This window comes from Streptomyces longispororuber (assembly GCF_014656095.1).
GTDB lineage: Bacteria > Actinomycetota > Actinomycetes > Streptomycetales > Streptomycetaceae > Streptomyces > Streptomyces longispororuber.
In genome coordinates this window covers 1-24,902 of sequence record NZ_BNBT01000100.1, presented here as the reverse complement: position 1 = coordinate 24,902, position 24,902 = coordinate 1, and the positions used below count along the sequence as shown (strand labels likewise).

The following is a 24,902-nucleotide window of genomic DNA, read 5'->3' as shown; positions in this document are numbered from 1 at the left end:
TCACAGCACCACCACCGAGCGCAGCACCTTGCCGGTCCGCATCCGGTCGAACGCCTCCTCGACCTCGTCGAGCGTGATCCGCTCACTGACGAACGCCCCGAGGTCGAGCCTGCGGCGCACGTACTCGTCGACAAGGACGGGGAAGTCCCGCGTGGGCAGGCAGTCCCCGTACCAGGAGGACTTGAGCGCGCCGCCGCGTGAGAACAGGTCGATGAGCGGCAGCTCGACGGTCGCCGCCGGGTCGGGCACACCGACCTGGACGAGGGTGCCCGCGTGGTCGCGCATGTAGAAGGCCTGGCGGTACGTCTCCGGGGCACCGACCGCGTCGATCGCCACGTCGACGCCGAAGCCGCCGGTGAGCCCGCGCACCGCCGCGACCGGGTCGGTGCCGCGGGAGTTGACGGTGTCGGTCGCCCCGAACCGCGTGGCCCCGTCGAGCTTCGCGTCGTCGACGTCCACCGCGATGACGCGCCGGGCCCCGGCCAGCGTGGCCCCGGCGATCGCCGCGCAGCCCACGCCGCCGCAGCCGATGACGGCGACGGTGTCACCGCGCCGCACGCCTCCGGTGTGCACGGCGGCCCCGTACCCGGCCATCACGCCGCAGCCGATCAGTCCCGCGGCCTCCGGGCGCGCCGCGGGGTCGACCTTCACGGCTTGCCCCGCCGCGACCAGCGTCTTCTGCGCGAACGCGCCGATGCCCAGCGCGGCGGTCAGCGGGGTGCCGTCGAGGAGCGTCATGGGTTGGGCCGCGTTGCGGGAGTCGAAGCAGTACCAGGGGCGACCGCGCAGGCAGGAGCGGCACACTCCGCACGGGGCACGCCAGGCGATGACCACGTAGTCACCCGGGCGCAGCCCCGAAGCGCCCTCCCCGACGTCTTCGACCGTCCCCGCGGCCTCGTGCCCGAGCAGGAACGGGAAGCCGTCACCGATCGCGCCTTCCCGGTAGTGCAGGTCCGTGTGGCAGACCCCGCAGGCCTGCACGGAGACGAGCACCTCTCCCGGTCCGGGATCCGGCACGACAACCGTCTGCACCTCGACGGGTTCGCCCTTCTTCGCGGCGACAACGCCACGGACCTCGTGCGGCACGACCAAGCTCCTCTGCGGGACGTTGCGCGCCTCCGCGCAAACGTGGCTGCTGTTGCGTACTCCACGATCAGTTGCGCTATCAGAGACATCGTGCGAGCGCCGTCAAGGCCCCGTCAAGGGGGCGCGGAAGCCGCCCGCAGGGGCACGCTCCACCGCGCGGCGGGCCTGCGCGACGAACCGCGTGCTGACGTGGTCTGGGTGCCTGGGTACATGGGTGCCTGCGTGCGGAGGGGTGCTTGGGTGCTGGGTGGTTTGAGGGCGGCGCGCTTGTTGGGCGCGGTGCTCGTGGGGCTAGGGGAGTCCGAGGCGCACCATGGCCCGAAGTCGCCGCGCGCGTGGGCACTTTGCGGCCGGGGGTCGGCCGCGCCCCCGCGCCCGCAGGGCCATCGCGGCAGAAACAGTGCGGCGCGCTCGGATCAGAGGCTGTAGCCCATGCGCCGCGACAGCTCCGCGGCCGCCGCGACCGTACGCTTGGCCAGCTCCGTGAGCCGGTCCTGCGTCAGCCGGTACACCGGCCCGGACGCGCTGAGCGCCCCGATCACCTTGCCGTCGTGCGCCCGCACCGGCGCGGCGACGGCGGCGAGCCCCACCTCCAACTCCTCAACGGCTGTGGCGAATCCCTGCTCAACGACGGTGTCCAGTTCACCGCGCAGCGCAGCCGTCCCGGTCACGGTGTGCTCGGTGAGACGTGGCAGCGTACGGGCGACGAGGCCTTCGCGCAGAGTCGTCGGCAGGTGGGCGAGGAGCACCTTGCCGCTGGAGGTGGCGTGCAGCGGGGTGCGCCGGCCGAGCCAGTTCTGCGCGGTCACGGACGCGGGTCCGCGCGCTTGCATGATGTTGACCGCGGCATCGTCGTCCAGGACCGCGATGTTGACCGTCTCGCCCAGCTCGTCCGCCAACTCGCGGCAGACCGGCGCGCCCTCCTGCGAGATGTCCATGCGCACGGCCGCGGCACCCGCGAGGCGCAGCACACCCGCGCCGAGGAAGTACTTGCCACGGTCCTTGGCCTGGCCGACCAGGCCGCGGTTCTCCAGGACGCCGAGCAACCGGAACGCCGTCGACTTGTGCACTCCCAGCTCGTCGGCGATCTCGGTGACCCCCGCTTCGCCGTGCCGGGCGAGGATCTCCAGGACGCTCACGGCACGGTCCACGGACTGCACCGAGCCCGCTGCCCCGCGGGACTGCCGGTCGGACTTCTCCGGCCCGGGCGGCCGCCGGCGCGAACCCGCGGTCTGGTCAGGGCTTTTCGGCGTGCCGGTCATATCTCAACTCTCACCGTTCGGCGGCTGGTTGATGCCGCGGCCCAGGGAAGCCCTTGACGCCGGGGACGTCCCATCGGATTCTGTTGCGTATAGCACTCTGTGGTGCGTCATATGAAACCCATGCTATTCGAAGAGCCCTTGGCTGAAACGGGGCGAACATGACCCGGCGCTTCGGCGCTTCGGCGCTTCGCCGCTCCGGGGCTCCGGCGTTCTGGCGCCCGGGGTCCGTAGCTCGTAGCCCGGGGCCCCGCATGATCCGAACCTGCGCGTCTCTGCCTGACATGAGCCGCACTTTCATCACCTCGGAGCCGCTCGTGCCGCTCTCCCGGACCGAAGCTGCGTCACCCTGCTGCACTTGGCCCAGCTCCCTTGGAGGTTCGAGGCTCCCGAACAGCTCACCCGGGCGCCTGGCGAGCTCCGTCAGCGGCAACTCGGCCAACATCCGCCCGTCACAGTCCACCTGCGCCCCACCGATCCCTACCTCACTGCTGACCTCGGCCTCACCACCGAGCCCGGCCTCACCCCCGCTCGCAGTCTCACCACCTACCCCGGCCTCACCACCAGGTCCGGCCCAGTGTCCTCGCCCCAGCCCGGTGCCACCCGCGCTCGCCCCCTCACTCCGGCTCACCTCGCCTGGCCGCTACGCATCGCTTCTTGATCCAGAGGGCTCGAAAGACAGCCCCACCCAGCGCGGAAAGCCTGCCGCGCCCCGCCAAGAGAACCGAAGGGACACCATGCTCCCCGTCTGCCGCCTCGACGAGCTCCCCGCGGGCGAGTCCGTTCGCGTCGACACCACCCCACCCATCGCGGTGTTCAACGCTGACGGCGAGCTGTACGCCGTCGACGACACCTGTAGCCACCAGGACGCCTCCCTCTCGGACGGCTGGCTGGAAGGCTGCCTGATCGAATGCCCGCTGCACGCGGCCACGTTCGACCTCAGGACGGGCGAACCGACCTGCCTGCCCGCACGCCGGCCCGTGCGCACCTACCGTGTGAGCGTGGTGGGCGGCATGGTCCACGTCCATGTGGCAGGCTCGCCCTCGGCCCCGGCCGAGTCGGGCACGTCGACGGGGGAGGGCTCCGCCGCATAAGGCGAGGCCAGAGACCTCTGCCCGATGAGGACGGCCGACTCCACCGACACGGAGGCAGATGGTGCGTGGCGTGGCGCTCAGCGCCATGCCGCCGTCACCCAGGCTGCCCCCGCCTTGACCGCAACTCGACTCGACCATCGTCCCATTACAGGCCAGGCCTCACCAGCAGGGATCCGCCCGCCTGCGCCCCGGAACGTGCCCGGCACAGCACACGCCTCGCCGCTCACCACGCCACATGGCAACTGTCACGCGGCGCGTGTCACGTGGCACCGGTCAAGCTCTCAGCCCCTCGCGGGGGCGCACCACCACAGCCTCAGGGATGCGACAGCCGCCCCGTCGCGCCCCGCCCCCGTATGTCCTCGCTCGCCCGGGCGGCTGCCCGGGCCGCGCGGCGGGCTCGGCGTCGCTCGCGCCGGAGCTGTCGGGCCGTGCTGCTCGGGGCCGAGACGACGCCGTTGCGCTGGCTCCACACCTGGCGGGTGACCCATACGTCGAGCACGCCCCAGGTGGCCGCCACCGTGCTGGCCACACTGCTGAGCACCATGGGGAAGGCCAGCCAGGACTCCGCCAGCGCGCAGAAGAACGCCGTCATCGCCTGGACGAGCGTCACCGCCACGATGAGCACGGCCCTGACGGCGGCCCTGCGTACCGGGTCCGGCAGGCGGGGGCGGGCCGCGGGTTCCTCCACCCATAGCTGCCGCCGCGGCGCGTACCCGCCGGTCGGCCCTCCGCGCCCGCCGGTCGGCCCTCCGTGCCTGCCGGGCCCTCGATTGTCTCCCCTGGCTCCGTGGGCCCTCACACGAGACTCGGTGTCAGCCCCCGGCCCGGCCGCGGCATCCCACCGCTCATTCAACTGTTCGCCCCCGCCCGTCACTTCGCTGCCCAGGCGCGCCCCCGCCGTCCGGACGCGCTCCGTCGTCTCCATCAACTCGTCACTCCCCCCGCGGCCTTGCGCCGTGCCGTGCCCCCATGCACGGAGGCGTCGTCAGCCCTCCACGTACACGATCCCGGTATGCGGTCCTCGCGCGCATGTATGCGGCTCACGGCTGCTGCCGCTATGACGCGCGATCCGTGCGATCCGACCGCACGCGTGGCTACCCATCGCAGCCCGGGCGCGCCGCCCTCATGTGTGGTCTTCAACGCCACCCGCATGCCCCTCAAGCGCACCCCGTACCCACCACCCTCGCCCGTCGTTCCCAAGCGCAGCCCGCGCAGCCCGCGCAGCCCGCGCAGCCCGCGCAGCCCGCGCAGCCCGCGCAGCCCGCGCAGCCCGCGCATGCCCTCGTCGCGACGCGCCCTTACGTCCAGCCCCTGCCCGCCGCCCGGGACCTTCGCTGCTCTGCAGCGCGCCCCAACTGGGCCTCTTACGCCTTTCGTTCGCGTATGAAGCGTTCCCGTACGCGGTCGTCGTTCGTATGCCATGGGGAGCCTCACAGCCACCGAGAGCCTCATGCTCATGCCCGACCCTCCACTGCCTGCCCGTTTTACGCCGCTTTACGCGAAGCGCCGTACCGTTCCTCACCGTTCGCCCTCGCGGCACCGCACCCGCCGGGCCCCTCCGCCCGTTCGAGCCCGTGCTCACCTTCCGTACTGATCGACGAACGGGCCGGGCCGAAGATTCCCGCCCCTCCCGCCCGGACCGAGATGTCACCCGCACGAGTGATCGGGTGCCCCCGACGCACACTTCAGGCCAACTGGCCCCGCAGGCGGGGGTCGTGGCGTCACGTGTCCTCCGCCGCAGGCGGGAGGCAATCTCCCGCAATGGGCGGACAACTGCCCACGTCCGTTTCGCGTCACGGCTGAAAAGCGTCCGGACGTGTCTTCGAGTTGCTCGTGCGTCAGTAGTAGGCTCGCGCCGTTTGTTGACGCACATGCGTGCCCCTGGGCCATTCGCGCGGCCGTTCGGGGCCCGAGCTGGGGGAGGCCATGCGCTTTCGCGGGAAGTCGATCCGCAGGAAGATCGTGGCGTTGTTGCTCGTGCCGCTCGTCTCCCTCACGGCGATCTGGGGATTCGCCACGTTCGTGACCGGGCGTGAGGCCAACAAGCTCATCGACACCGCCTACATCATCGACGACTTGGCCAAACCCATTCAGGACACGGTCCAAGTCATCCAGGAGGAGCGGCGCCAGACGCTCGTCCACCTCGCCGACCCCCGCGCGTCGGACGCGCACGCCGCGCTGCGCAGCAGCCGCGACGCCACGGACGAACTCGTCGCGAAGGTCAGGTCGGCGGCGAAGGACTCCGACTCCCGCGAGGTCCTCGACGGCCACTCCGAGGAACGCCTCTCCGCCGTCCTCGACGCCTTCGACGGCATCGCCGCCCTGCGCCGCACCGTCGAGGAAGGCACCATCAGTCGCGAGAAGGCGCTGAAGATGTACACGCGCCTGATCGACCCCTGCTACGGCTTCCTGACGACGCTCAACGCCTTGGACGACGTGAGCATCACCGCGCAGAGCCGTGCACTCGTGGGCGTCGACCAGGCGCGCGAACTCCTCTCGCGGGAAGACGCACTGGTCGCTTCCGCCCTGGTCGCGGGCGCCCTCACCAAGCCCGAGATCCGCCAGGTCACCGACCTGATGGCCCAGCGCTCCCTGCTCCTGGACACCAGCCTCGCCCAGCTCCCCGACGGCGAGCGCGCCCGCTACGAGCGCTACTGGAACGGAGCCGAGACCGCCCGGCTGCGCGACGCCGAGAAGGCCCTCGCGGACTCCGGGCCCGGTACTCCGCGCGGGGTGACCTCGTCCCGCTGGAACCAGGAGGCGGAGAAGGTCCTCCTGGGTCTTGCCGAGCGCAACGACGCGGCCATCGACCGCCTGCGTGACCGGGCGCGTCCCGAAGCGGTCAGCGTGATCGTGCAGTTGGCCATCGCCGGCGTGGTGGGCCTGCTCGCCGTGGTCACCTCCATCGTGCTGTCCGTGCGCATCGGCCGCGGCCTCATCCGCGACCTGCGGCGGCTGCGCCTGGAGGCCCACGAGGCGTCCGGCGTGCGGCTGCCCGGCCTGCTCCGCCGCCTCGCGGCGGGCGAACAGGTCGACGTGGAGACCGAGGCGCCGCGCCTGAGCTACGAGAAGGACGAGATCGGCCAGGTCGGCCAGGCCCTCAACACCCTCCAGCGCGCCGCCGTCGAAGCCACCGTGAAACAGGCCGACCTGCGGCGCGGCGTCTCCGAGGTGTTCGTCAACCTCGCCCGCCGCAGCCAGGTCCTGCTGCACAAGCAGCTCACGCTCCTCGACACCATGGAACGCAGGACCGAGGACACCGACGAACTGGCCGACCTGTTCCGCCTCGACCACCTGACCACTCGTATGCGACGGCACGCCGAAGGCCTCGTGATCCTCTCCGGCGCCGCCCCCTCCCGGCAGTGGCGCAAGCCCGTCCAGCTCATGGACGTCGTCCGCGCGGCCGTCGCCGAGGTGGAGGACTACGAACGCATCGAGGTACGCCGCCTGCCCCGCATCGCGGTCACCGGGCCCGCCGTCGCCGACCTCACCCACCTGCTGGCCGAACTCCTGGAGAATGCCACGGTGTTCTCGCCGCCGCACACCGCGGTGCAGGTCCTCGGGGAGCACGTCGCCAACGGCTTCACCCTGGAGATCCACGACAGGGGCCTCGGCATGGCCCCCGACGCGCTCCTCGACGCCAACCTCCGCCTCGCCGAGACCCCCGAGTTCGAACTGTCCGACACCGACCGGCTCGGCCTGTTCGTCGTCAGCCGCCTGGCCCAGCGCCAGCGCGTCCGTGTCTCGCTGCAGCCCTCCCCGTACGGCGGGACGACGGCCGTCGTGTTCATCCCGGAGTCCCTGCTCACGGACGACGTCTCCGACACCGGGGGCGCGGGCTTCCGCCTCGACCGGGCACAGCCCGCCCCCGTGACCGGTGGCCCCCGCAGCGACCGTACGTCGGCCCTCGCGCAGGTCCCCGTCGAACTCCCCGGCCTGCCCGCCTCCGTCCTTGACGGCCCCGTCGAACTGGAGGCACCCGTCGGCATGGCGGGCCTCGACGGCTACCCGAGCACGCTCGAAAAAATCGACGAAATCGACGAACTAGACGAACTCGAGGACCCCGACAGCGAGCGCGGCGGACTCTTCCGGCCCCGCCGTCGCGCCACCGGGGCCCCTAGGGACCAGCATCAGCAGGCGCGCGACGAGCGTCAGCCGGCGCGCGGAGAACCCGCCCGCGCCGCCGACCCCGCACCCCACGCCCTCTCCGGCCCTGCCCGCGAGCTGTCCGGCAGGGACGTCCCCCTGGATGACGACCGTGCCCCCGGGGACCCCGTGCCGCTGCCACGTCGCCGCACCCCGAAGCTGGTCTCGTCGCACGGCCGCCGCGTGGACCCCGCGTCCGCCCGCACCAGGGACGTCCGTGACACCACGGGGACCGGCACTCCCGAGGACGACGGACGGGCCCGCCATCAGGTCGGGGGCTTCGGGGCTCCTGAAGACGACATCCGCGGCCACCGCGACACCCTGGGCGGCCGCCCAGGGCGCGGTCCGGCCCGGGACACCCGGCCCGCCGGCCTCACCCCCCGGGACACCCGCCCCGACGGCGCCCCCGCCCGCGACACCGCCTCCGGACGCGCGGGGCTCGACCTGCCACGCCGACCGCGCCTCGACGGCCCCACCGACCAGAACGACCCGCGGCCGCAGCCGCTCCTGCCCCGGCGCCGCCCGGCCGCGGACGGCCCCGGGGGCACCGCCCGCACGGACACGGCACCGGGTGCGGACCGGGCGCCGAGGACGGACAGGGATCCCATGGACCGGGCCGCAGGCAGCACCGGGACGGCACCCCAGGAGGCCGGTACGACCACCCTGGGCGGGCTGCCGCGCCGGGTCCGGCAGGCGAACCTCGCCCCGCAGCTCAAGGACGGCCCAGACCGCCGTACGGAACGCGACCCCGCCCCGGCCGCCGTCGACAGGCCGGAGGAACGCGACGCCGACGAGGTACGCAGCCGGATGGCCGCGCTCCAGCGTGGCTGGCAGCGCGGCCGCGAAGAGAACGCCGCGGGCGACAGCGCCCCTGACGGCACAGCACCAGGAACGACATCTGAGGGGGACGGTCGATGACCGCACCGAAGGCTGACGCACGCACCACCGCGACCGGGGGATCGGGAGAGCTGAACTGGCTGCTCGACGAACTGGTGGAGCGTGTCGCCAGCATCCGCAAAGCGCTCGTGCTCTCCGGCGACGGCCTGCCCACGGGCGTGTCGAAGAACCTCACCCGGGAGGACAGCGAACACCTCGCCGCCGTGGCCTCCGGCTTCCACAGCCTCGCCAAGGGCGTCGGGCGCCACTTCGACGCCGGGAAGGTCAGGCAGACCGTCGTCGAACTGGACGACGCGTTCCTCTTCGTCACGGCCGCGGGTGACGGTAGCTGTCTCGCCGTTCTCGCGGACGCGGACTCCGACGTCGGCCTGGTGGCGTACGAGATGACGCTGCTGGTCAAGAGGGTGGGTGTGCACCTGGGTACGGCGCCGCGCACCGACCTGCCCACGGGAGGGTAGTGGGAGGGCATGAGCGACGACGGTCACGCCCTTTCCTCGACACCTCGCTGGTTCGACGACGACGCCGGCCCGGTGGTGCGCCCGTACGCCATGACGCGCGGACGCACCACGAGCCCGGCGCAGCACCGCCTCGACCTGATCGCGGTCGTGGTCGCGGAGTCCCGCGCCGACGACACGGAGGCCGACCAGACGCTGTCACCGGAGCACGTGGACATCGTCGACCTGTGTCGCGACAGTCCGCAGTCCGTCGCGGAACTCGCCGCGGAACTCGACCTCCCGATCGGCGTGGTACGCGTCCTGATCGGCGACCTCGTGGATGACCGCCTGGTGCACGTGACCCGTCCGGTGCCGCCCGCCGAACTGCCGGACGAAAGTATCCTGCGCGACGTGATCGACGGCCTCCGGGCGCTCTGACCAGCGCGGGAGTGGGTATGGAGACGTGACTGGCCGGCCGTTCCGCCCCGACGGGGGCGTGCAGATCACCCAGGCCGTCACCGGTGCCCCGTACGAGGCGCCCGGGCCGAAGGGGCCGGGGCGGCGTGGGTCGCCACCCGGCGCGGACGACGCACGTGTCCCATGCGACGCACGGCGCACGTGTCCCATGCGACGCACGGCGCACGTGTCCCATGCGACGCACGGCGCACGTGTCCCATGCGACGCACTCCGTCCCAACTGACGCACCCGAGACCTCGATGACTGATGCAGGAGAAGAGAGCGATGATCTTCAAGCGTTCCCCACGTGGTACGGCCCCCGTCGAGCCGGTCACGCTGAAGATCCTGGTGGCGGGTGGCTTCGGCGTGGGCAAGACGACCCTGGTCGGCGCGGTCAGTGAGATCAAACCCCTGCGCACGGAGGAGGCCCTCAGTGAGGCGGGCCGGCCGGTCGACGACCTGAACGGCGTCCCCGGCAAGCACACCACCACCGTGGCCATGGACTTCGGCCGCATCACGCTGCGCGAGGACCTCGTCCTGTACCTCTTCGGCACCCCCGGGCAGGACCGTTTCTGGTTCCTGTGGGACGAGCTGGCGACCGGCGCGCTCGGCGCCGTGGTGCTCGCCGACACCCGGCGCCTGGAGGACTGCTTCGCGGCCGTCGACTACTTCGAACGCCGCTCCATCCCCTTCGTGGTCGGCGTCAACTGCTTCGAGGGCGCGACCCGTTACCCGGCCGAAGAGGTGCGCCAGGCACTCGACCTGGACCCGGGCACCCCGGTGGTGCTGTGCGACGCGCGGGAGAAGGAGTCCGTCAAGGAGGTCCTCATCGACGTGGTCGAGCACGCCATGGCGGTCGGCGCCGCGGCCCGCGAGCCGGTCACCACCTGAAGCCCTCCCCGCGCCCCCGGAGCGCGGGAGCGGCCCGCACCCCCGCCGACCGGGGTACGAGCCGCCGTCCATCACGCGCGCGTACGGCAGACCACCCACCACGCGCGTACCGAGCAACCGTCCGCCACGCGCGCGTACGGTACGGCCGTCCACCACGCGCGCGTACCGCACGACCACGTGCCACGCGCCGCTGCCGAACGAGCCACGCGCGCGTACGCGACGTCGCACTCCACGCGCGCGTGCCCGCCGACGCGCGGCACCCAGCAGCGCCAAGCCCGCCCGGACCCTAGCCCCCCTGGCCCTACGCGCCCTCCGCGCCCTCTTCGTGCCAGCCGAAGCTGCGCTCCACCGCCTTGCGCCAGTTGCGGTACTCCCGGTCGCGCTCCTGCGCGCCCATCCGGGGGGTCCACTCCGCGTCGCGCTGCCAATGAGCCTTCAGCTCGTCCAGGTCGTGCCACACGCCCGTCGCGAGCCCGGCGGCGTACGCGGCGCCCAGACACGTCGTCTCGGCGACCCTGGGCCGGATCACGGGCACGTCGAGGACGTCCGCCTGGTGCTGCATCAGGAGGTGGTTCTTGGTCATGCCGCCGTCCACCTTCAAGGTGGTGATGCGCACACCGGAGTCCTGGTACATCGCGTCGACGACTTCGCGGGTCTGCCAGCTCGTCGCCTCCAGGACGGCACGGGCCAGATGGGCCTTGGTCACGTACCGGGTCAGGCCCGTGACGACGCCCCGCGCGTCGGAGCGCCAGTACGGGGCGTACAGGCCGGAGAACGCGGGCACGACGTAGGCGCCGCCGTTGTCGTCCACGCTCGCCGCGAGCGGCTCGATCTCGTCGGCCGTGCGGATGATGCCGAGTTGGTCCCGGAACCACTGCACGAGCGCGCCGGTGACCGCGATGGACCCCTCCAGGCAGTAGACGGGCGCCTCGCCGCCGATCTTGTAGCCCACCGTCGTGAGCAGCCCGTGCTTGGAGGGCACCGGCCTGTTGCCGGTGTTCAGGAGCAGGAAGCTGCCCGTGCCGTACGTGTTCTTGGCCGTGCCGGTGTCGTAGCAGGCCTGCCCGAAGACGGCCGCCTGCTGGTCGCCGAGGGCGGAGGCGACCGGCACCCCGGCGAGCTGCCCCACGGCCGTCCCGTAGACCTCGGCCGACGACCTGATCTCCGGCAGGACCGCCTCGGGCACGTTCATCGCCGCCAGGATCGACACGTCCCACTGGAGGGTGTCTAGGTTCATCAGCATCGTGCGTCCCGCGTTGGTGACGTCCGTGACGTGGACGCCGCCGTCGGTGCCTCCGGTGAGGTTCCAGATCAGCCAGGAGTCGATGGTGCCGAACGCGATGTCGCCGCGCTCGGCGCGCACCCGCAGCCCCGGCACGTTGTCGAGCAGCCAGGCCGCCTTGGGCCCGGAGAAGTAGCTCGCCAAGGGCAGCCCGGTCCGCTCGCGGAAGCGGTCCTGGCCGTCCGTGCCGCCCAGGTCGGCGCAGAGCGCGGAGGTACGCGTGTCCTGCCAGACGACGGCGTTGTGCACCGGTTTGCCCGTCGAGCGGTCCCACAGGACCGTGGTCTCCCGCTGGTTCGTGATGCCGAGGGCGCTGAGCTGGTCGGCGCGCAGCCCGGCCTTGGCGACCGCCCCCGCCACCACGGCCTGCACCTTGGACCAGATCTCGGTGGCGTCGTGCTCCACCCAGCCGGGTTTGGGGAAGATCTGGCGGTGCTCGCGCTGGTCCACAGCGACGATCGCACCGTCCTGGTTGAAGACGATGCAGCGGCTGGACGTGGTGCCCTGGTCAATGGCGGCGACGAATTTCTCGGAGCTGTCCGTCATGGCTCCTCCTTGTCGGAAGGCTGCTCGGGGGCGTCGGAGGCTGCCCGCCCGGCCGGGAGACCGCCCGGGCGGCCGCTCAGAAGGCTGCGTTGTAGAGAAGGCCCGCCAAGGCCCCGCCGATCAGGGGACCGGCCACCGGCACCCAGGCGTACCCCCAGTCCGAGGTGCCCTTGTTGGGGATCGGCAGGAACTGGTGGACGAGGCGCGGCCCCAGGTCGCGCGCCGGGTTGATGGCGTAGCCGGTGGGCCCGCCGAGCGAGAGGCCGATGCCGACCACCAGGAAGGCGACGAGCAGCGTCTGCGTGCCGGACTCGCCGAGCCCCTCGGTGAGCCCGAAGGCGAGGACCGGAAGGACCAGGGCGACGGTCCCGATGACCTCGGTGACGAGGTTGGCGACCGGGTTCCGGATCTCCGGGATGGTGGAGAAGATGCCCAGCGTCGGCGTGGCCCCCTGCCCCAGCAGCCGGCTCCCCTTGCCGCCTCCCGGCACGTTGGCGTTGAACTGCGCGAAGTACGCCAGGTAGGCCAGCACGGCCCCCACGACCGCCCCGACCATCTGCCCCGCCACGTAGAGCCAGGCCTTGTCCCACTTGCCGGTGTCGATGGCGATGCCGAGCGTCACGGCGGGGTTGAGGTGACCGCCGGACAGCGGACCGGCGGTGTACGCGCCCGCCATCACGCCGAAGCCCCACCCGAAGGCGATCACGATCCAGCCCGCCGACTTGGCCTTCGAGTAGTTGAGGGTGACGGCGGCGCACACACCGGCGCCGAAGAGGATCAGGATGGCGGTGCCGATGATCTCACCGACGAAGATGTCCCCGTTCGCGTACATGGCGGCTCCTAGGCCCTCGCCCGGGGCGACGGCCCCGGATCCGTGCAGGGTGCGTTTCCCACGACTACAGCCCGGTCACGGACGGCGGCGTCCGCCCTGGGCAGGAGCTCCCGCGCCCCGATCGGCCCCGGTGGCGAGCGTGCCGTCACAGTCGCATCGCCCGTGGGGGGACAACCCGTTGAACAGGCCCTTCGGTGACGAGCCTGGGAGCGCACGGGCCCAGAGCGGCGTGGAGCCGGGAAACGGCGATGCCGACTGACACCGGGAAGTGTTCACCGGCCGTGATGGAGCGTCAAGGACGCTGACATCACCGGTTGACCGGCACTCTCCCTTCCGTCTCCGACGACCCGTTGGCCCCACCGCGGGACACCACGCGCGCGTGCCCGCTGCTCACAGGACGGGCTGACCGGCGCCCGCCCTGCGGCGCGAGCACCGACCCACGGCGGTGCCGCCACCGCCTCCACGCCGACGCCCTCGCACGGCGGTGTTCCCCTCCACCACCCCAGGCACATCAGCCCCGCACCTGGCGTGGACACCCTCCGTCCCAGTGCCACGCCACCGTCCCGCTCACCGCACCACGACCACCGACGAACCGTGCCCGAAGAGACCTTGGTTCGCGGTGATGCCCACACGGGCGCCCACTACCTGACGGCCTCCGGCCACGCCTCTGAGCTGCCAGGTCAGCTCGCAGACCTGGGCGATCGCCTGCGCCGGCACCGCCTCGCCGAAGGAGGCCAGACCGCCACTGGTGTTCACCGGTATACGGCCGCCGGGGGCGGTCGTACCCTCCCGTATCAGCTTCGCGCCCTCTCCCTCGCCGCACAGGCCCAGGTCCTCGTACCACTGGAGCTCCAGAGCGGTCGACAGGTCGTACACCTCGGCCAGGGAGAGGTCGTCGGGGCCGACGCCCGCCTCCTCGTACGCGGCGTGCGCGATGGACGCACGGAAGGCCCGCCCGGTCGGCGGCACGGCCGCGGCCGAGTCGGTGGCGATGTCCGGGAGGTCCAGGACGGTGTTCGGGTACGTCGGCGTGACCGTCGACACCGCGCGGATGCGCACCGGGTCGGGCGCCCCGTGCCGCCGGGCGTACTCCAGGGTGGACAGGACGAGCGCCGCGGCCCCGTCGGACGTCGCGCAGATGTCCAGCAGCCGCAGGGGATCGGCGACGACGGGCGACGCCGCGACGTCCTCACCGGTGACGGGCTTGCGGTAGCGCGCGTACGGATTCCGCGCCCCCAGGGCAGCGTTCTTCACCTTGACCCGGGCGAAGTCCTCCAATGTGTCTCCGTGCACCGCCATCCGGCGCCGGGCGTACAGCGCGAAGTACGCCGGGTTCGTCGCCCCAAGGACCCGGAAGCGCAGCCAGTCCGGGTCGTCGGGCCGGTCGCCGCCCGCCGGCCGGAAGAACCCCTTGGGGGCCGCGTCGGCGCCGACCACGAGCACGACGTCGGCCAGCCCGGCGAGCAACTGCGCGCGTGCCGTGGCGATGGCCTGGGCCCCCGAGGCGCACGCCGCGTACACGCTCGCCACGCGCGCGCCCTGCCAGCCGAGTGCCTTGGCGAACGTCGCTCCCGCCACGTAGCCCGGATAGCCACCGCGCACCGTGTCCGCGCCGACGACCGAGCCCACGTCCCGCCAGTCCACCCCCGCGTCCGCGAGGGCCGCACGGGCCGCCACCGTGCCGTACGCGACGAAGCCGCGCCCCCACTTGCCCCAGGGGTGCATGCCCGCGCCGAGCACCGCCACCTCGTCCGTCACGCCCTCACCCCCAGGGGACGCCAGTGCCACGTCGTCCAGGTCGTCTCCGCGTCCTCGTGCAGCACGCCGGACACCACCTCGACCTCCATGCCGACCTCCAGGTCGGCCACGGTCACGCCCGGAGCCCCCTGCCCCAGGACCACCATGCGCTCGGCCTCGAGCTCCACAGCGATCAACGTGTAGGGCCGCCACGGAAGTTCCGGGTCGGAGACGTAGGGCGCGGGCGGGCGGTAGCGCCCGTCGGTGAACGACCACACCCGCCCGCGCGGTGAGAGCGCGACCTCGGACAGCTCGCCGTCCCCGCACTGCGGATTGCGGCAGAAGTCGTCCTCGCGGGGGAAGAAGACGGCACCGCACCGGGAACACCGCGTCCCGAGGAGACGGAAAGCGTCCCCCTCCCCGGCGAACCACCGCGCCACTACAGGCGCCTTCCTGCGTGCCACGCCACCTCCCGGATACAGACCTGACGGAGTGTCAGAAGTGTGTCACGGAGGAGCGCGCCGCGTCAGCGGGGCAGCGAACGGCGCGACACAGGGAAGTCGAAATACGTCTCCGGGAACATCTCGGGCTTGTACGTGAAGTGCCACCACTCCTCAGGCAGGTTGACGAAGCCGGTCTTGGTCAGCGCGTTCCGCAGCAGATCCCGGTGGGCACGCTGCTTTCCGGTGACCCGTGGATCGTCCGTGTGGGACAGCGTGTCGAAGCAGTCGTACCCGGTTCCCATGTCCACGGAGTTGTCCGGGAACCGCTCGCCCCGGGGCGCGTAGCACGGCTTCAGCGGCTCCCCAGGGATGTAGGGCCGGGTCGGCGCCGCGGGCAGCCGCACGACCGTCAGGTCGACCGTGGAGCCCCGGCTGTGCCCGGACTTCTTCGCGATGTAGCCGTCCTCGAAGAGCCGCGACTTGTCCACCCGGGGGTAGAACTCCGCCTTCATCCGCTCGTCGCCCAAGTCCTCAGCCCAGCGCACGAAGTGGTCGACGGCCCGCTGCGGCCGGTAGCAGTCGTACACCTTGAGGGAGTAGCCCTTCCGCAGCAGCGCGCGCTGCGCCTTGTGCAAGGCCTTGGCCGCCGGCTCGGTCAGGATGCACAACGGCTGCCGGTAGCCATCGATCCGCTCACCCACGAAGTTGTGCGGCGTGACGTACCGCATCTCCTGGAGGATCGTCGGGTCGACGTCCCGCAGGGCCACGAACCCCTCCGGGGCGTGCGGGTCGGGCCGTGCCTCGGCGGGCGCGGGCGCGGCGGCCACGGCGAACAGGGCGGTTGCGGCGACGGTGAGTCCGCGCAGGGCGGTCGCGAAAGCTGTCATATCCGTGCGTCTACCAGCAACGCGGTACTCCACGGAAGACCGCCGCCACAGGATCGGCTACAGTCCGCCGCGTGTCCCCATCGCAGCACACCACCGACTCCGCGCCGGACTCCCACTGCTCGAGCTGCGGCGCGCACTACGGAGACCACGTCACGGGCTGGCCCCGCACCTGCGCCCGCTGCGGCACGGTGGTCTACCGCAACCCCCTGCCCGTGGCCATCGCCCTGCAACCGGTGTACGACACGAAGGGCACCTCCCTGGTCGTCGTGACCCGGTCCATCGCCCCCGCGCGCGGGGGCACCGCACTGCCCGGGGGCTACGTCGACCACAGGGAGGACTGGCGCCACGCGGTCGTCCGCGAGCTCAAGGAGGAGACCGGCATCAGCGCGGCGAGCCGTGACGTCCGCATCGTGGAGGCCCTCAGCTCGCCCGACGGCCACCTGCTCCTGTTCGGCCTGCTCCCGGAGCGCCCCGCGGGCGATCTGCCGCAGTCCACCCCCACGGACGAGACCGAGGGCTGGGAACTCCTGTACCGCCCCGCCGAACTCGCCTTCCCGCTGCACACCTCCGTGGTGCGGGCCTGGTTCGAAGGTCGCTACATCTGAGCCGGGGGAGGCCGCAAGGCCCGAGCCCCGAGGAGCCACCGCACCCGGACCCTGAGGGGTGCGGCAGCCCCTACGGGCCCTACACCGTCCCGCGCACCCGCACGGGATGCTCCACGGCGCTCCGGCCCCCCTCGCCCTCCCGCTCGACCAGCAGCTCCTCCCCGCACCAGCGCACGCCGTAGCGCAGCAGCTCCGGCTCGACCCACCCGTCACCGGCATCGGCGATCACCAGACCGCCACCGGTACGGCCCTTCGCGGGCGCCCAGACGTCCAGGGCGAGCCGACCGTCCTCGCCCCGCACGGGCAGCACCGCGCCGGCCCGGGCGAGCACCGGTATGCGGGACAGGGGCGCCTCCAGAAGCACCTCGGCGGCTCCTTCGTAGGCCTTGCCGGTCGCCGTGTCGTACCACCGCCCAGGAGGCAGCCGCACAGCCCTCTGCGTGGCCCCTTCCGACAGGACCGGCGCCACCAGCAGGCAGTCCCCGAGCAGGAAGGCGTCCTCACAGTCCCTGAGCGCCCTGTCCTCGGGACAACCCCACCACAGGGGACGCACATACGGTGCCCCCGTACGCCGTGCCAGATGCGCCAGCGTCACGAAGTACGGCAGGAGCCTGCGACGCTCGTCGAGCGCCACACGCGCGTGCTCCAGGACCTCGGACCCGAACTCCCAGGGCTCACGACGGCCCGCCCGCAGAGCCGCGTGCGTACGGAACAGCGGCAGGTACGCCCCGAGCTGGAACCACCGCAGATAGAGCTCCGGGGACGGATGACCGCCGAAACCGCCCACATCCGGACCCGAATAAGGCACCCCGCACAGACCGAGACCCAGCACCAGGGCCAGCGAGGCCCGCAGCCCCGCCCAACTGGAGGCCACGTCGCCCGACCACGTCCCCCCGTAGCGCTGCATTCCCGCCCAGCCGGAGCGCGAGAACAAGAACGGCCGCTCCGAGGGCCGCAGTTCGCGCATGGCCTCGTACCCCGCACGCGCCATCCCCAGGGCGTACACGTTGTGCGCCTCCTGGTGGTCGCCACCACGCCCCTCCAAGGCGTGCCGGGCCGAACGGGGCAGCGTCGTCTCCCCGAAGGCCGCGAACGACACCGGCTCGTTCATGTCGTGCCAGAAACCCGAGAACCCCTGCGCCAGCCGCTCGTCGTACAGACCGCCCCACCACTTGCGCACCCGCCCCGCCGTGAAGTCCGGGAACACCACCTCCCCGGGCCACACGAGCCCCCGCACGACCCGGCCCGCAGCATCCCGCACGAACGCGTCCGCCGCCGTCCCGCTGTCGTACACGGCGTTGCCCGGCGCCGCCTTCACCGCCGGGTCCACGATCGACACCAGCCGTATCCCGTCCTGGCGCAGCTCCCCGGCCAGCTTCGGCAGCGCCGGGAAGCGCTCCTCGTCGACCGTGAACACCTGATGCGCGTCGAAGTGGTCGATGTCCAGGTGGACGGCGTCCAGGGCCAGTCCGCGCTCCCGGTAGCCCGCGACGATCCGCCGCACCTCACGCTCGCTCCCGAACCCCCAGCGCGCGTGGTGATGACCCAGGGCCCACGCGGGCGGCACCGCGGGCACACCCGTCAGCGCCACCCAGGAGTGCAGCACGCGCGCGGGAGTGCCCACCATCACCCAGCACCGCAGAGGGCCCCCGTCCATCCGCACCTCGCACGACCCCATCCTGTCGTGGCCGGAACCGGCGCCCTCCCGGCCCTCCCGCAGCGTCACCGAGCCGTCCCAGGTGTTGTCGTGGAACACCAGGTGCGTCCCCACGTCGGCCACCACGAGCTGGACCGGCATCGTGATGTACAGCGGGTCGTCACCCGGCTCGAACGAACCGCCCGGATCGGTGTTCCACAAGCGGTACGTCCCATCCCGGAGCCGGGGTCCCGCAGCCCGCCCCCCGAGCCCGAAGAACCGCGCGTCCGCCGCCACCTGTGACCGCTGCGCCCACCGCGCCGTACCGCCGCCCACCGGCTCCCACCAGCGCGGCGGCAGCTCCCGCCGCAACACCACGCCCCCCGGCGTCCGCAGCTCCAGCGCCCCATGGCGCGAGACGACCACCGTCGCCCGCTCCGCCACCACGCGCCAGCCGCCCTCCTTGTCGGGCTCCAACACCGCCCTGGGATCCGCCTCGGGGCTACCGCCCACCAGCGCGTACGACGGAGCCGGCTCGGCCCCGTCCCAGCCCCAGAACACGGCCCCGCCCACCGTCACCCGCACCCGCAGCTCCGAGCGCGCGAACCGCACCACCCCACCGCCCGGCCCCGGCTCGACCATCGTCACAGGGCCGGGCGTCCGCGCCCGCTCGGCCCCCCGAGGAACCAGCCCGACCGCGTCGGCCCGCCGCCGACGCCATGCGGAACGCACTTTGCGCACCCTTTGGGCCGTATCGGACAAGCCGACCACCTTCATCGAACGCACCAGGTCACGACCCTTCATGCTGCTCACCCTGCCACCGAAGACAGAGCAGGTCCGCCGCGTTCAACTGCCGTTCACCAAAGGTCCCCGTCAGCCGTCGCCCAGCAGCTCCGGAGCGGCACACCCTGGTGCGGAAGTCGATCACGTGGCATCGTCCTGTCAGCCGTGCCGCGCGCACACCGAGCGTGCGCACGCCAGTCGCCCACGACGCGTAGAGCCCAGGAGCAGCCGCATGTCCACAGCGAATCCCTCACCGCTCTGGCAGCCGGACCAGGAGCGGGTCGCCGGCGCCCAGATCACGCGCTTCCAGGCCTGGGCGGCCCAACACCACGGAGCCCCCGCCGACGGCGGCTACGCGGCCCTGCACCGCTGGTCCGTGGACGAGCTCGACACCTTCTGGAAAGCCGTCACCGAGTGGTTCGACGTGCGCTTCAGCACGCCCTACACGCGCGTGCTCGGCGACCGCTCCATGCCCGGCGCCCAATGGTTCCCCGGCGCCACGCTCAACTACGCCGAGCACGCCCTGCGCGCCGGCGAGGACCCCACGCGCGCGGACACCCCGGCCCTCCTCCACGTCGACGAGACCCACGAGCCCACCACCGTCACCTGGTCCGAGCTGCGCCGCCAGGTCGGCTCCCTGGCCGCCGAACTGCGCACCCTGGGAGTGCGCCCGGGAGACCGTGTCAGCGGCTACCTGCCCAACATCCCGCAGGCCGTCGTCGCCCTCCTCGCCACGGCCGCCGTCGGCGCCGTCTGGACCTCCTGCGCGCCCGACTTCGGCGCCCGCAGCGTCCTCGACCGCTTCCAGCAGGTCGAACCCGTCGTCCTGTTCACCGTCGACGGCTACCGCTACGGCGGCAAGGCGCACGACCGCCGCGACACCGTCACCGAACTGCGCGCCGAACTGCCGACCCTGCGCGCGGTCGTCCACATCCCGCTGCTCGGCACCGAGGCCCCCGAAGGCGCCCTGGAGTGGTCCGCGCTCACCGCGGCGGACACGGCACCCGTCTTCGAGCCCGTGCCCTTCGACCACCCCCTCTGGGTGCTCTACTCCTCCGGAACCACAGGCCTGCCCAAGGCCATCGTCCAGTCCCAGGGCGGCATCCTCGTCGAGCACCTCAAGCAGATCGGCCTGCACTGCGACCTCGGCCCCCAGGACCGCTTCTTCTGGTACACCTCGACCGGCTGGATGATGTGGAACTTCCTCGTCTCCGGCCTGCTCACGGGCACCACGATCGTCCTCTACGACGGCAGCCCGGGCTACCCGGACACCGGCGCCCAGTGGCGCGTGGCCGAGCGCACCGGGGCCACCCTCTTCGGCACCTCCGCCGCCTACGTCATGGCCTGCCGCAAGGCCGACGTCCACCCGGCGCGCGACTTCGACCTCTCGCGCGTGCGGTGCGTCGCCACCACCGGCTCACCGCTCCCGCCCGACGGCTTCCGCTGGCTGCGCGACGCGTTCGCCGAGGCGACCGGCCCCGTCTGGATCGCCTCCGTCAGCGGCGGCACCGACGTGTGCTCCTGCTTCGCCGGGGCCGTACCGACACTGCCCGTCCACATCGGCGAACTCCAGGCCCCCTGCCTCGGCACCGACCTGCAGGCCTGGGACCCCCAGGGCAAGCCCCTCGTCGACGAGGTCGGCGAACTCGTCGTCACCAACCCCATGCCGTCCATGCCCATCCACTTCTGGAACGACCCGGACGGCAGCCGGTACCACGACAGCTACTTCGACACCTACCCCGGAGTCTGGCGCCACGGCGACTGGATCACCCTCACCGCACGCGGCTCGGTCGTCATCCACGGCCGCTCCGACTCCACGCTGAACCGCCAGGGTGTCCGCATGGGCTCGGCCGACATCTACGAGGCCGTCGAACGCCTCCCGGAGATCCGCGAGTCCCTCGTCATCGGCGTCGAACAGCCCGACGGCGGCTACTGGATGCCCCTGTTCATCCACCTCGCCCCCGGAGCCACCCTCGACGACGACCTCCGCGCCCGGATCAAGACCACCATCCGCACGCAGCTCTCGCCGCGCCACGTCCCCGACGAGGTCATCGAAGTCCCGGGCATCCCGCACACCCTCACCGGCAAGCGCATCGAAGTCCCCGTCAAGCGCCTCCTGCAGGGCACCCCCCTGGCCAAGGCCGTCAACCCGGGCTCCGTCGACAACGTCGAACTGCTCCGCTTCTACGAGCAGCTCGGCCGCGAACGCGCCTGAAACCCCAGCTCAGCGGCCATTGTCAGTGGTGCCCGCTACGTTGGGTGACGCACTGATCACCTGACCGCAGGGGGGAAATCATGGGGACCACCCACATCATGCGCCGCGCGCTGCACCGCGAAGTCGCCGGAACCATCGGCCTGCTGGCCGACGCCGACGACTTCGCGGCGATGCGCCGCTACCGCACCTTCACCTTCGACGACCATCCGACCTATCTCCAACAGGTCGAGGGCCTGCTCAAAGCGCAGGCGGCCCAGGGCAGGCTCACGAGCCTCGCGCTCTTCGACCCGGAGGAGTACGAGGAGTTCTGCGCGGAGTCCGGCCTCGACCCGGACGCCTCCGCCAGCCGCGCCCGCTTCGCCGCGGAGCTGGCGGCATCGGGCCCCACCGCTCCGTACGAGGGCCAGGCGCTCGCCGACCTCGTCCCCGACCTCGTCGACGAGACCGTCCGGCAGACGACGTGGGAGTACGCGACGATGCTCCTGGCCGGCATCGGCGCCTGCGCGGAGTGCGGCGTGGACATCGGCAGGTCCGCCTTCACACGCGCCTCCGAGCTGCTCATGCGCGTCCTCGCCACCGAGGGCGCGGGCCCCCGCCACCTGGTGTGCAGTGTCCCGTGCGACGGCCAGACCCTTCTCGCCGCGCTGCACACGGGACACGACGGGGCGGGCCACACCCGCCTCGACGAGACCGAGGCCCTGGAGTTCACCACGGTCCTCGCGGTCGGCATCGCCACCGGCGGTACGGGCGGCCTCGTCATGCGCACGAGTACCGAGGCGGGCGACCGCGTCCAGGGCTGGCGCCTGGAGGGCGAGCGGCTGTGCCCGCTCACCGCGGCCGAGGTCTTCGACGCCTACTGCACCGACGCCGTCTCCGGCGACCTCATCGCCCCGGAGTCGGGCGTCGACTACAGCGCGGCACCCGACCTCGGCAGCGACGGATCGGAGGAAGGCCACCACCACTGAACGCCCGAGGGGCGCCCCACCTCCAGGTGGAGCGCCCCTCGGGACATCAGCCGGTGACGGATACGACCGTCCGGGCCGACGCGACCTACTCGCCGGACAGCACGGCCTGCGCCGCCGTGCGCGCCTCCTCGGCGCTGTCCGCGGCGCGCGCGGCAGCCGCGGCACGCTCGCACTGGGCCAGCGTGTACTTGCCGAGCGTCGCCCGCACGTAAGGAATCGAAGCGGCACCCATCGACAGGGAGGTGACACCCAGACCGGTCAGCACACAGGCGAGCAGCGGATCCGACGCCGCCTCACCGCAGACGCCACAGCTCTTGCCCTCGGCCTTCGCCGCCTCGGCGGACAGCGCCACCAGGTCGAGCAGCGCCGGCTGCCACGGGTCCTGCAGCCGGGACACGGCACCGACCTGCCGGTCGGCGGCGAACGTGTACTGCGCCAGGTCGTTGGTGCCCAGCGACAGGAACTCGACCTCCTGCAGGATGGAGCGCGCCCGCAGTGCGGCGGAGGGGATCTCCACCATCGCGCCGAACTTCGCCCGCAGTCCCGCCTCGCGGCACGCGTCGGCGAAGGCCTCGGCGTCGGCACGGTCGGCGACCATCGGCGCCATGACCTCGAGGTAGACCGGCAGCCCCTCGGCGGCCTTGGCCAGCGCGGTGAGCTGGGTGCGCAGCACCTCGGGGTGGTCGAGGAGGGTGCGCAGCCCGCGCACGCCCAGGGCCGGGTTCGGCTCGTCGGACGGCGTGAGGAAGTCCAGCGGCTTGTCCGCGCCCGCGTCGAGCACGCGCACGACGACCCGGCCCTCCGGGAAGGCTTCGAGGACCTTGCGGTAGGCCTCGACCTGCGTCTCCTCGCTCGGCGCCTTGGTGCTGTCGTCGAGGAAGAGGAACTCCGTGCGGAACAGGCCGACGCCCTCGGCGCCCGCCTCGACCGCGGCGGGGACGTCGGCGGGACCGCCGACGTTCGCCAGGAGCGGCACCTTGTGCCCGTCGGACGTCGCGCCCGGCCCGGTCGAGGCAGCGAGCGCGGCCTTGCGCTCGGCGGCAGCGGCCTCCAGCTCGGCGCGCTTCTCGGCGCTGGGGTCCACGAAGATCTCGCCGGTGCTGCCGTCCACGGCCACGACCGTGCCCTCGGCGAGCTCTCCGGCACCGGGCAGCGCGACGACGGCGGGCACGCCGAGCGCCCGCGCCAGGATCGCGCTGTGGCTGGTCGGCCCGCCCTCCTCGGTCACGAAGCCGAGTACGAGCGCCGGGTCGAGCAGCGCGGTGTCCGCGGGCGCCAGGTCCCGGGCGATGAGGACGTACGGTTCGTCGCTGTCCGGGACGCCCGGCATCGGGACGCCGAGGAGACGGGCGACGATACGGTTCCGCACGTCGTCGAGGTCGGCGACACGGCCCGCCATGTACTCACCCGCGCCCGCGAGGAGCTCGCGGTAGTGGGAGAAGGCGTCGTAGACGGCGCGCTCCGCCGAGCTGCCCACGGTGATACGCCGGTCCACGTCGGCCATCAGCTCGGGGTCCTGCGCGATCATCGCCTGGGCCTCGAGCACGGCCTGCGCCTCGCCACCGGCCAGGTTGCCGCGCGCCATCAGGTCGGCGGCCACGGCCTCGACGGCCTGGCGGGCGCGCCCCTGTTCGCGCCCGCCCTCCTCCGCCGGAATCTGCTTGGCAGGCGGTTCGAGCACCGCCGTACCCATGTGCCGAACCTCGCCGATGGCCACCCCGTGGCTCACGCCGACGCCTCGCAGCGTTGTCTCCATCTCACCGTCTCCGATAGTGCGACGGGCCCAGCCGCCGCGTTGGTTGTCCTGCTCACCGTCGTCCACCGACGGCGCCGACGTCACTTCCAGCTAAAGAGGGTGTCCCCGGTCTTCACGTCACCGCTCTCGACGACGTCGGCCAGGGACTCGGCCGTCGCCTCGAGAGCCACGACGGGGCACACCGGAGACTTGCCGGCGGCCTCGACCGCCGCGGGGTTCCAGCGCACGACCGCCTGGCCGCGCTGTACGGTGTCACCCTTGTTGACAAGGAGCTCGAAGCCCTCGCCGTTGAGCTGGACGGTGTCGATGCCCAGGTGCGTCAGCACACCGTGGCCCTGGTCGTCGACGACGACGAAGGCGTGCGGGTGCAGAGAGACGACGATGCCGTCAACGGGGGCCACGGCCTCGGACGCCTCACGCACGGGGTCGATGGCCGTGCCGGGGCCGACCATCGCGCCGGAGAAGACGGGGTCCGGAACCGCGGCGAGTCCGATGGCGCGTCCGGCGAGCGGGGACATAACGCTGGTCATGGCAAGCCTCCCAGGGGGTGGAGATGGGTAACCGCCGCCACTACCTGTCCTGGACGACGCACTGTTCAGAAGCGTAAGTCATAGGAAGTCCCGGTTCCGCACGAAGGTTCCTGGTTGGCGGCCGTAGGAGCGCAGCACAAACGATTTGCGTGGCCACGGACATGGGATGTACAGTCGTTGTCCTGCCTGGGGCCAGGCGACGCGGTCAGCGTCCCAGCCCGGCAGCCTCTATCACGTCGGATCCTCACACGGGATTTGGTTCTGTGTGCTCACGAAAGATCGTGGACAAGGAGCCGAAAAAGACCTGGTAGAGTTCGGTACCGCCGAAAGGCAAGGCCCTCCAATGGCCACCGGAAATGAATTCCGACCGGGAACGGAACGGAAAACGGATCTGGTAGGGTTGGAAACACGAAATACCGAAG

General features: G+C 72.2%; 19 protein-coding genes. 8 read left to right on the top strand and 11 right to left on the bottom strand.

All coding sequences use genetic code 11. The annotated features are described in order from the left end of the window. Window positions 1–1,086, bottom strand: a complete 1,086-nt coding sequence (locus IE330_RS25960) for an S-(hydroxymethyl)mycothiol dehydrogenase (protein ID WP_190138545.1) — start codon at window positions 1,084–1,086, stop codon at window positions 1–3. 416 nt (window positions 1,087–1,502) lie between these two features. Then, on the bottom strand, window positions 1,503–2,246 hold the full coding sequence (locus tag IE330_RS25955) for an IclR family transcriptional regulator (protein ID WP_190138550.1): 744 nt from the start codon (window positions 2,244–2,246) through the stop codon (window positions 1,503–1,505). 836 nt (window positions 2,247–3,082) lie between these two features. Between IE330_RS25955 and IE330_RS25950 the strand changes: the two genes are divergently transcribed. Continuing rightward, window positions 3,083–3,439 (top strand): bifunctional 3-phenylpropionate/cinnamic acid dioxygenase ferredoxin subunit, encoded by a 357-nt coding sequence (locus IE330_RS25950; RefSeq protein ID WP_190138544.1) that lies wholly within the window; start codon window positions 3,083–3,085, stop codon window positions 3,437–3,439. A gap of 313 nt (window positions 3,440–3,752) precedes the next feature. Here the strand turns inward: IE330_RS25950 and IE330_RS40080 are convergent, their stop codons facing one another. Further along, on the bottom strand, window positions 3,753–4,364 hold the full coding sequence (locus IE330_RS40080) for a hypothetical protein (RefSeq protein WP_190138543.1): 612 nt from the start codon (window positions 4,362–4,364) through the stop codon (window positions 3,753–3,755). Between the two features lie 1,001 nt (window positions 4,365–5,365). Between IE330_RS40080 and IE330_RS25940 the strand changes: the two genes are divergently transcribed. The 4 genes from IE330_RS25940 to IE330_RS25925 all read left to right on the top strand — a co-directional run bounded on the left by IE330_RS25940 (window position 5,366) and on the right by IE330_RS25925 (window position 10,263). Then, the gene (locus tag IE330_RS25940; RefSeq protein ID WP_190138542.1) at window positions 5,366–8,503 is read left to right on the top strand and encodes a sensor histidine kinase; all 3,138 of its coding nucleotides are present in this window, start codon (window positions 5,366–5,368) and stop codon (window positions 8,501–8,503) included. Then, window positions 8,500–8,940, top strand: a complete 441-nt coding sequence (locus IE330_RS25935) for a roadblock/LC7 domain-containing protein (protein WP_190138541.1) — start codon at window positions 8,500–8,502, stop codon at window positions 8,938–8,940. Before IE330_RS25940 ends, IE330_RS25935 begins: the two co-directional genes overlap by 4 nt. A 9-nt stretch (window positions 8,941–8,949) precedes the next feature. Beyond that, on the top strand, window positions 8,950–9,354 hold the full coding sequence (locus IE330_RS25930) for a DUF742 domain-containing protein (RefSeq protein WP_190138540.1): 405 nt from the start codon (window positions 8,950–8,952) through the stop codon (window positions 9,352–9,354). Window positions 9,355–9,657: 303 nt separating this feature from the next. Further along, window positions 9,658–10,263 carry a GTP-binding protein gene (locus IE330_RS25925; RefSeq protein ID WP_190138539.1) on the top strand — a complete coding sequence of 202 codons (606 nt, stop codon included), beginning with the start codon at window positions 9,658–9,660 and terminating at the stop codon, window positions 10,261–10,263. A 301-nt stretch (window positions 10,264–10,564) separates the two neighbouring features. Here the strand turns inward: IE330_RS25925 and glpK are convergent, their stop codons facing one another. From glpK to IE330_RS25900, 5 genes are all read right to left on the bottom strand, one after another. Further along, window positions 10,565–12,091 (bottom strand): glycerol kinase GlpK, encoded by a 1,527-nt coding sequence (gene glpK / locus IE330_RS25920; protein WP_190138538.1) that lies wholly within the window; start codon window positions 12,089–12,091, stop codon window positions 10,565–10,567. Window positions 12,092–12,167: 76 nt separating this feature from the next. Then, entirely contained in the window at window positions 12,168–12,923 is a 756-nt protein-coding gene (locus tag IE330_RS25915) for an MIP/aquaporin family protein (protein ID WP_190138537.1), read from the bottom strand. Between the two features lie 567 nt (window positions 12,924–13,490). Continuing rightward, window positions 13,491–14,681, bottom strand: a complete 1,191-nt coding sequence (locus tag IE330_RS25910) for a lipid-transfer protein (protein WP_190138536.1) — start codon at window positions 14,679–14,681, stop codon at window positions 13,491–13,493. Beyond that, entirely contained in the window at window positions 14,678–15,124 is a 447-nt protein-coding gene (locus tag IE330_RS25905) for a Zn-ribbon domain-containing OB-fold protein (RefSeq protein ID WP_190138535.1), read from the bottom strand. Before IE330_RS25905 ends, IE330_RS25910 begins: the two co-directional genes overlap by 4 nt. Window positions 15,125–15,186: 62 nt before the next feature. Beyond that, the gene (locus IE330_RS25900) at window positions 15,187–15,990 is read right to left on the bottom strand and encodes a M15 family metallopeptidase (protein WP_190138534.1); all 804 of its coding nucleotides are present in this window, start codon (window positions 15,988–15,990) and stop codon (window positions 15,187–15,189) included. Between the two features lie 71 nt (window positions 15,991–16,061). Here IE330_RS25900 and IE330_RS25895 point away from each other — a divergent pair, with 71 nt between their 5' ends. Then, a complete protein-coding gene (locus IE330_RS25895; protein ID WP_190138533.1) occupies window positions 16,062–16,595 on the top strand; it encodes an NUDIX domain-containing protein in 534 nt (177 codons plus the stop codon). Between the two features lie 79 nt (window positions 16,596–16,674). Here IE330_RS25895 and IE330_RS25890 read toward each other — a convergent pair whose 3' ends face one another. Beyond that, the gene (locus IE330_RS25890; RefSeq protein WP_190138532.1) at window positions 16,675–19,035 is read right to left on the bottom strand and encodes a glycoside hydrolase family 31 protein; all 2,361 of its coding nucleotides are present in this window, start codon (window positions 19,033–19,035) and stop codon (window positions 16,675–16,677) included. Window positions 19,036–19,246: 211 nt separating this feature from the next. Here IE330_RS25890 and IE330_RS25885 point away from each other — a divergent pair, with 211 nt between their 5' ends. Next, the gene (locus IE330_RS25885; RefSeq protein ID WP_190138531.1) at window positions 19,247–21,229 is read left to right on the top strand and encodes an acetoacetate--CoA ligase; all 1,983 of its coding nucleotides are present in this window, start codon (window positions 19,247–19,249) and stop codon (window positions 21,227–21,229) included. 77 nt (window positions 21,230–21,306) lie between these two features. Beyond that, window positions 21,307–22,194, top strand: a complete 888-nt coding sequence (locus IE330_RS25880; protein WP_373314727.1) for a DUF8829 domain-containing protein — start codon at window positions 21,307–21,309, stop codon at window positions 22,192–22,194. A gap of 85 nt (window positions 22,195–22,279) precedes the next feature. On the opposite strand, the gene ptsP is transcribed toward IE330_RS25880, so the two are convergent. Together ptsP and IE330_RS25870 are read right to left on the bottom strand one after the other, a co-directional pair. Next, window positions 22,280–23,950, bottom strand: coding sequence for a phosphoenolpyruvate--protein phosphotransferase (gene ptsP, locus IE330_RS25875; RefSeq protein WP_190138530.1), 1,671 nt, complete (start codon window positions 23,948–23,950; stop codon window positions 22,280–22,282). Between the two features lie 80 nt (window positions 23,951–24,030). Further along, complete coding sequence (locus IE330_RS25870) at window positions 24,031–24,480, bottom strand: PTS sugar transporter subunit IIA (protein WP_190138529.1); 450 nt, start codon at window positions 24,478–24,480, stop codon at window positions 24,031–24,033. Between the last annotated feature and the right edge of the window lie 422 nt (window positions 24,481–24,902).

What these genes read in the sequence shown, in the direction of transcription:
- IE330_RS25890 (WP_190138532.1), bottom strand. Translation starts at nt 19,035, where the DNA reads ATGAAGGGTCGTGACCTGGTGCGTTCGATGAAGGTGGTCGGCTTGTCC.
- IE330_RS25870 (WP_190138529.1), bottom strand. Translation starts at nt 24,480, where the DNA reads ATGACCAGCGTTATGTCCCCGCTCGCCGGACGCGCCATCGGACTCGCC.
- glpK (WP_190138538.1), bottom strand. Translation starts at nt 12,091, where the DNA reads ATGACGGACAGCTCCGAGAAATTCGTCGCCGCCATTGACCAGGGCACC.
- IE330_RS25930 (WP_190138540.1), top strand. Translation starts at nt 8,950, where the DNA reads ATGAGCGACGACGGTCACGCCCTTTCCTCGACACCTCGCTGGTTCGAC.
- IE330_RS25935 (WP_190138541.1), top strand. Translation starts at nt 8,500, where the DNA reads ATGACCGCACCGAAGGCTGACGCACGCACCACCGCGACCGGGGGATCG.
- IE330_RS25915 (WP_190138537.1), bottom strand. Translation starts at nt 12,923, where the DNA reads ATGTACGCGAACGGGGACATCTTCGTCGGTGAGATCATCGGCACCGCC.
- IE330_RS25900 (WP_190138534.1), bottom strand. Translation starts at nt 15,990, where the DNA reads ATGACAGCTTTCGCGACCGCCCTGCGCGGACTCACCGTCGCCGCAACC.
- IE330_RS25885 (WP_190138531.1), top strand. Translation starts at nt 19,247, where the DNA reads ATGTCCACAGCGAATCCCTCACCGCTCTGGCAGCCGGACCAGGAGCGG.
- IE330_RS25925 (WP_190138539.1), top strand. Translation starts at nt 9,658, where the DNA reads ATGATCTTCAAGCGTTCCCCACGTGGTACGGCCCCCGTCGAGCCGGTC.
- IE330_RS25950 (WP_190138544.1), top strand. Translation starts at nt 3,083, where the DNA reads ATGCTCCCCGTCTGCCGCCTCGACGAGCTCCCCGCGGGCGAGTCCGTT.
- ptsP (WP_190138530.1), bottom strand. Translation starts at nt 23,950, where the DNA reads ATGGAGACAACGCTGCGAGGCGTCGGCGTGAGCCACGGGGTGGCCATC.
- IE330_RS40080 (WP_190138543.1), bottom strand. Translation starts at nt 4,364, where the DNA reads ATGGAGACGACGGAGCGCGTCCGGACGGCGGGGGCGCGCCTGGGCAGC.
- IE330_RS25940 (WP_190138542.1), top strand. Translation starts at nt 5,366, where the DNA reads ATGCGCTTTCGCGGGAAGTCGATCCGCAGGAAGATCGTGGCGTTGTTG.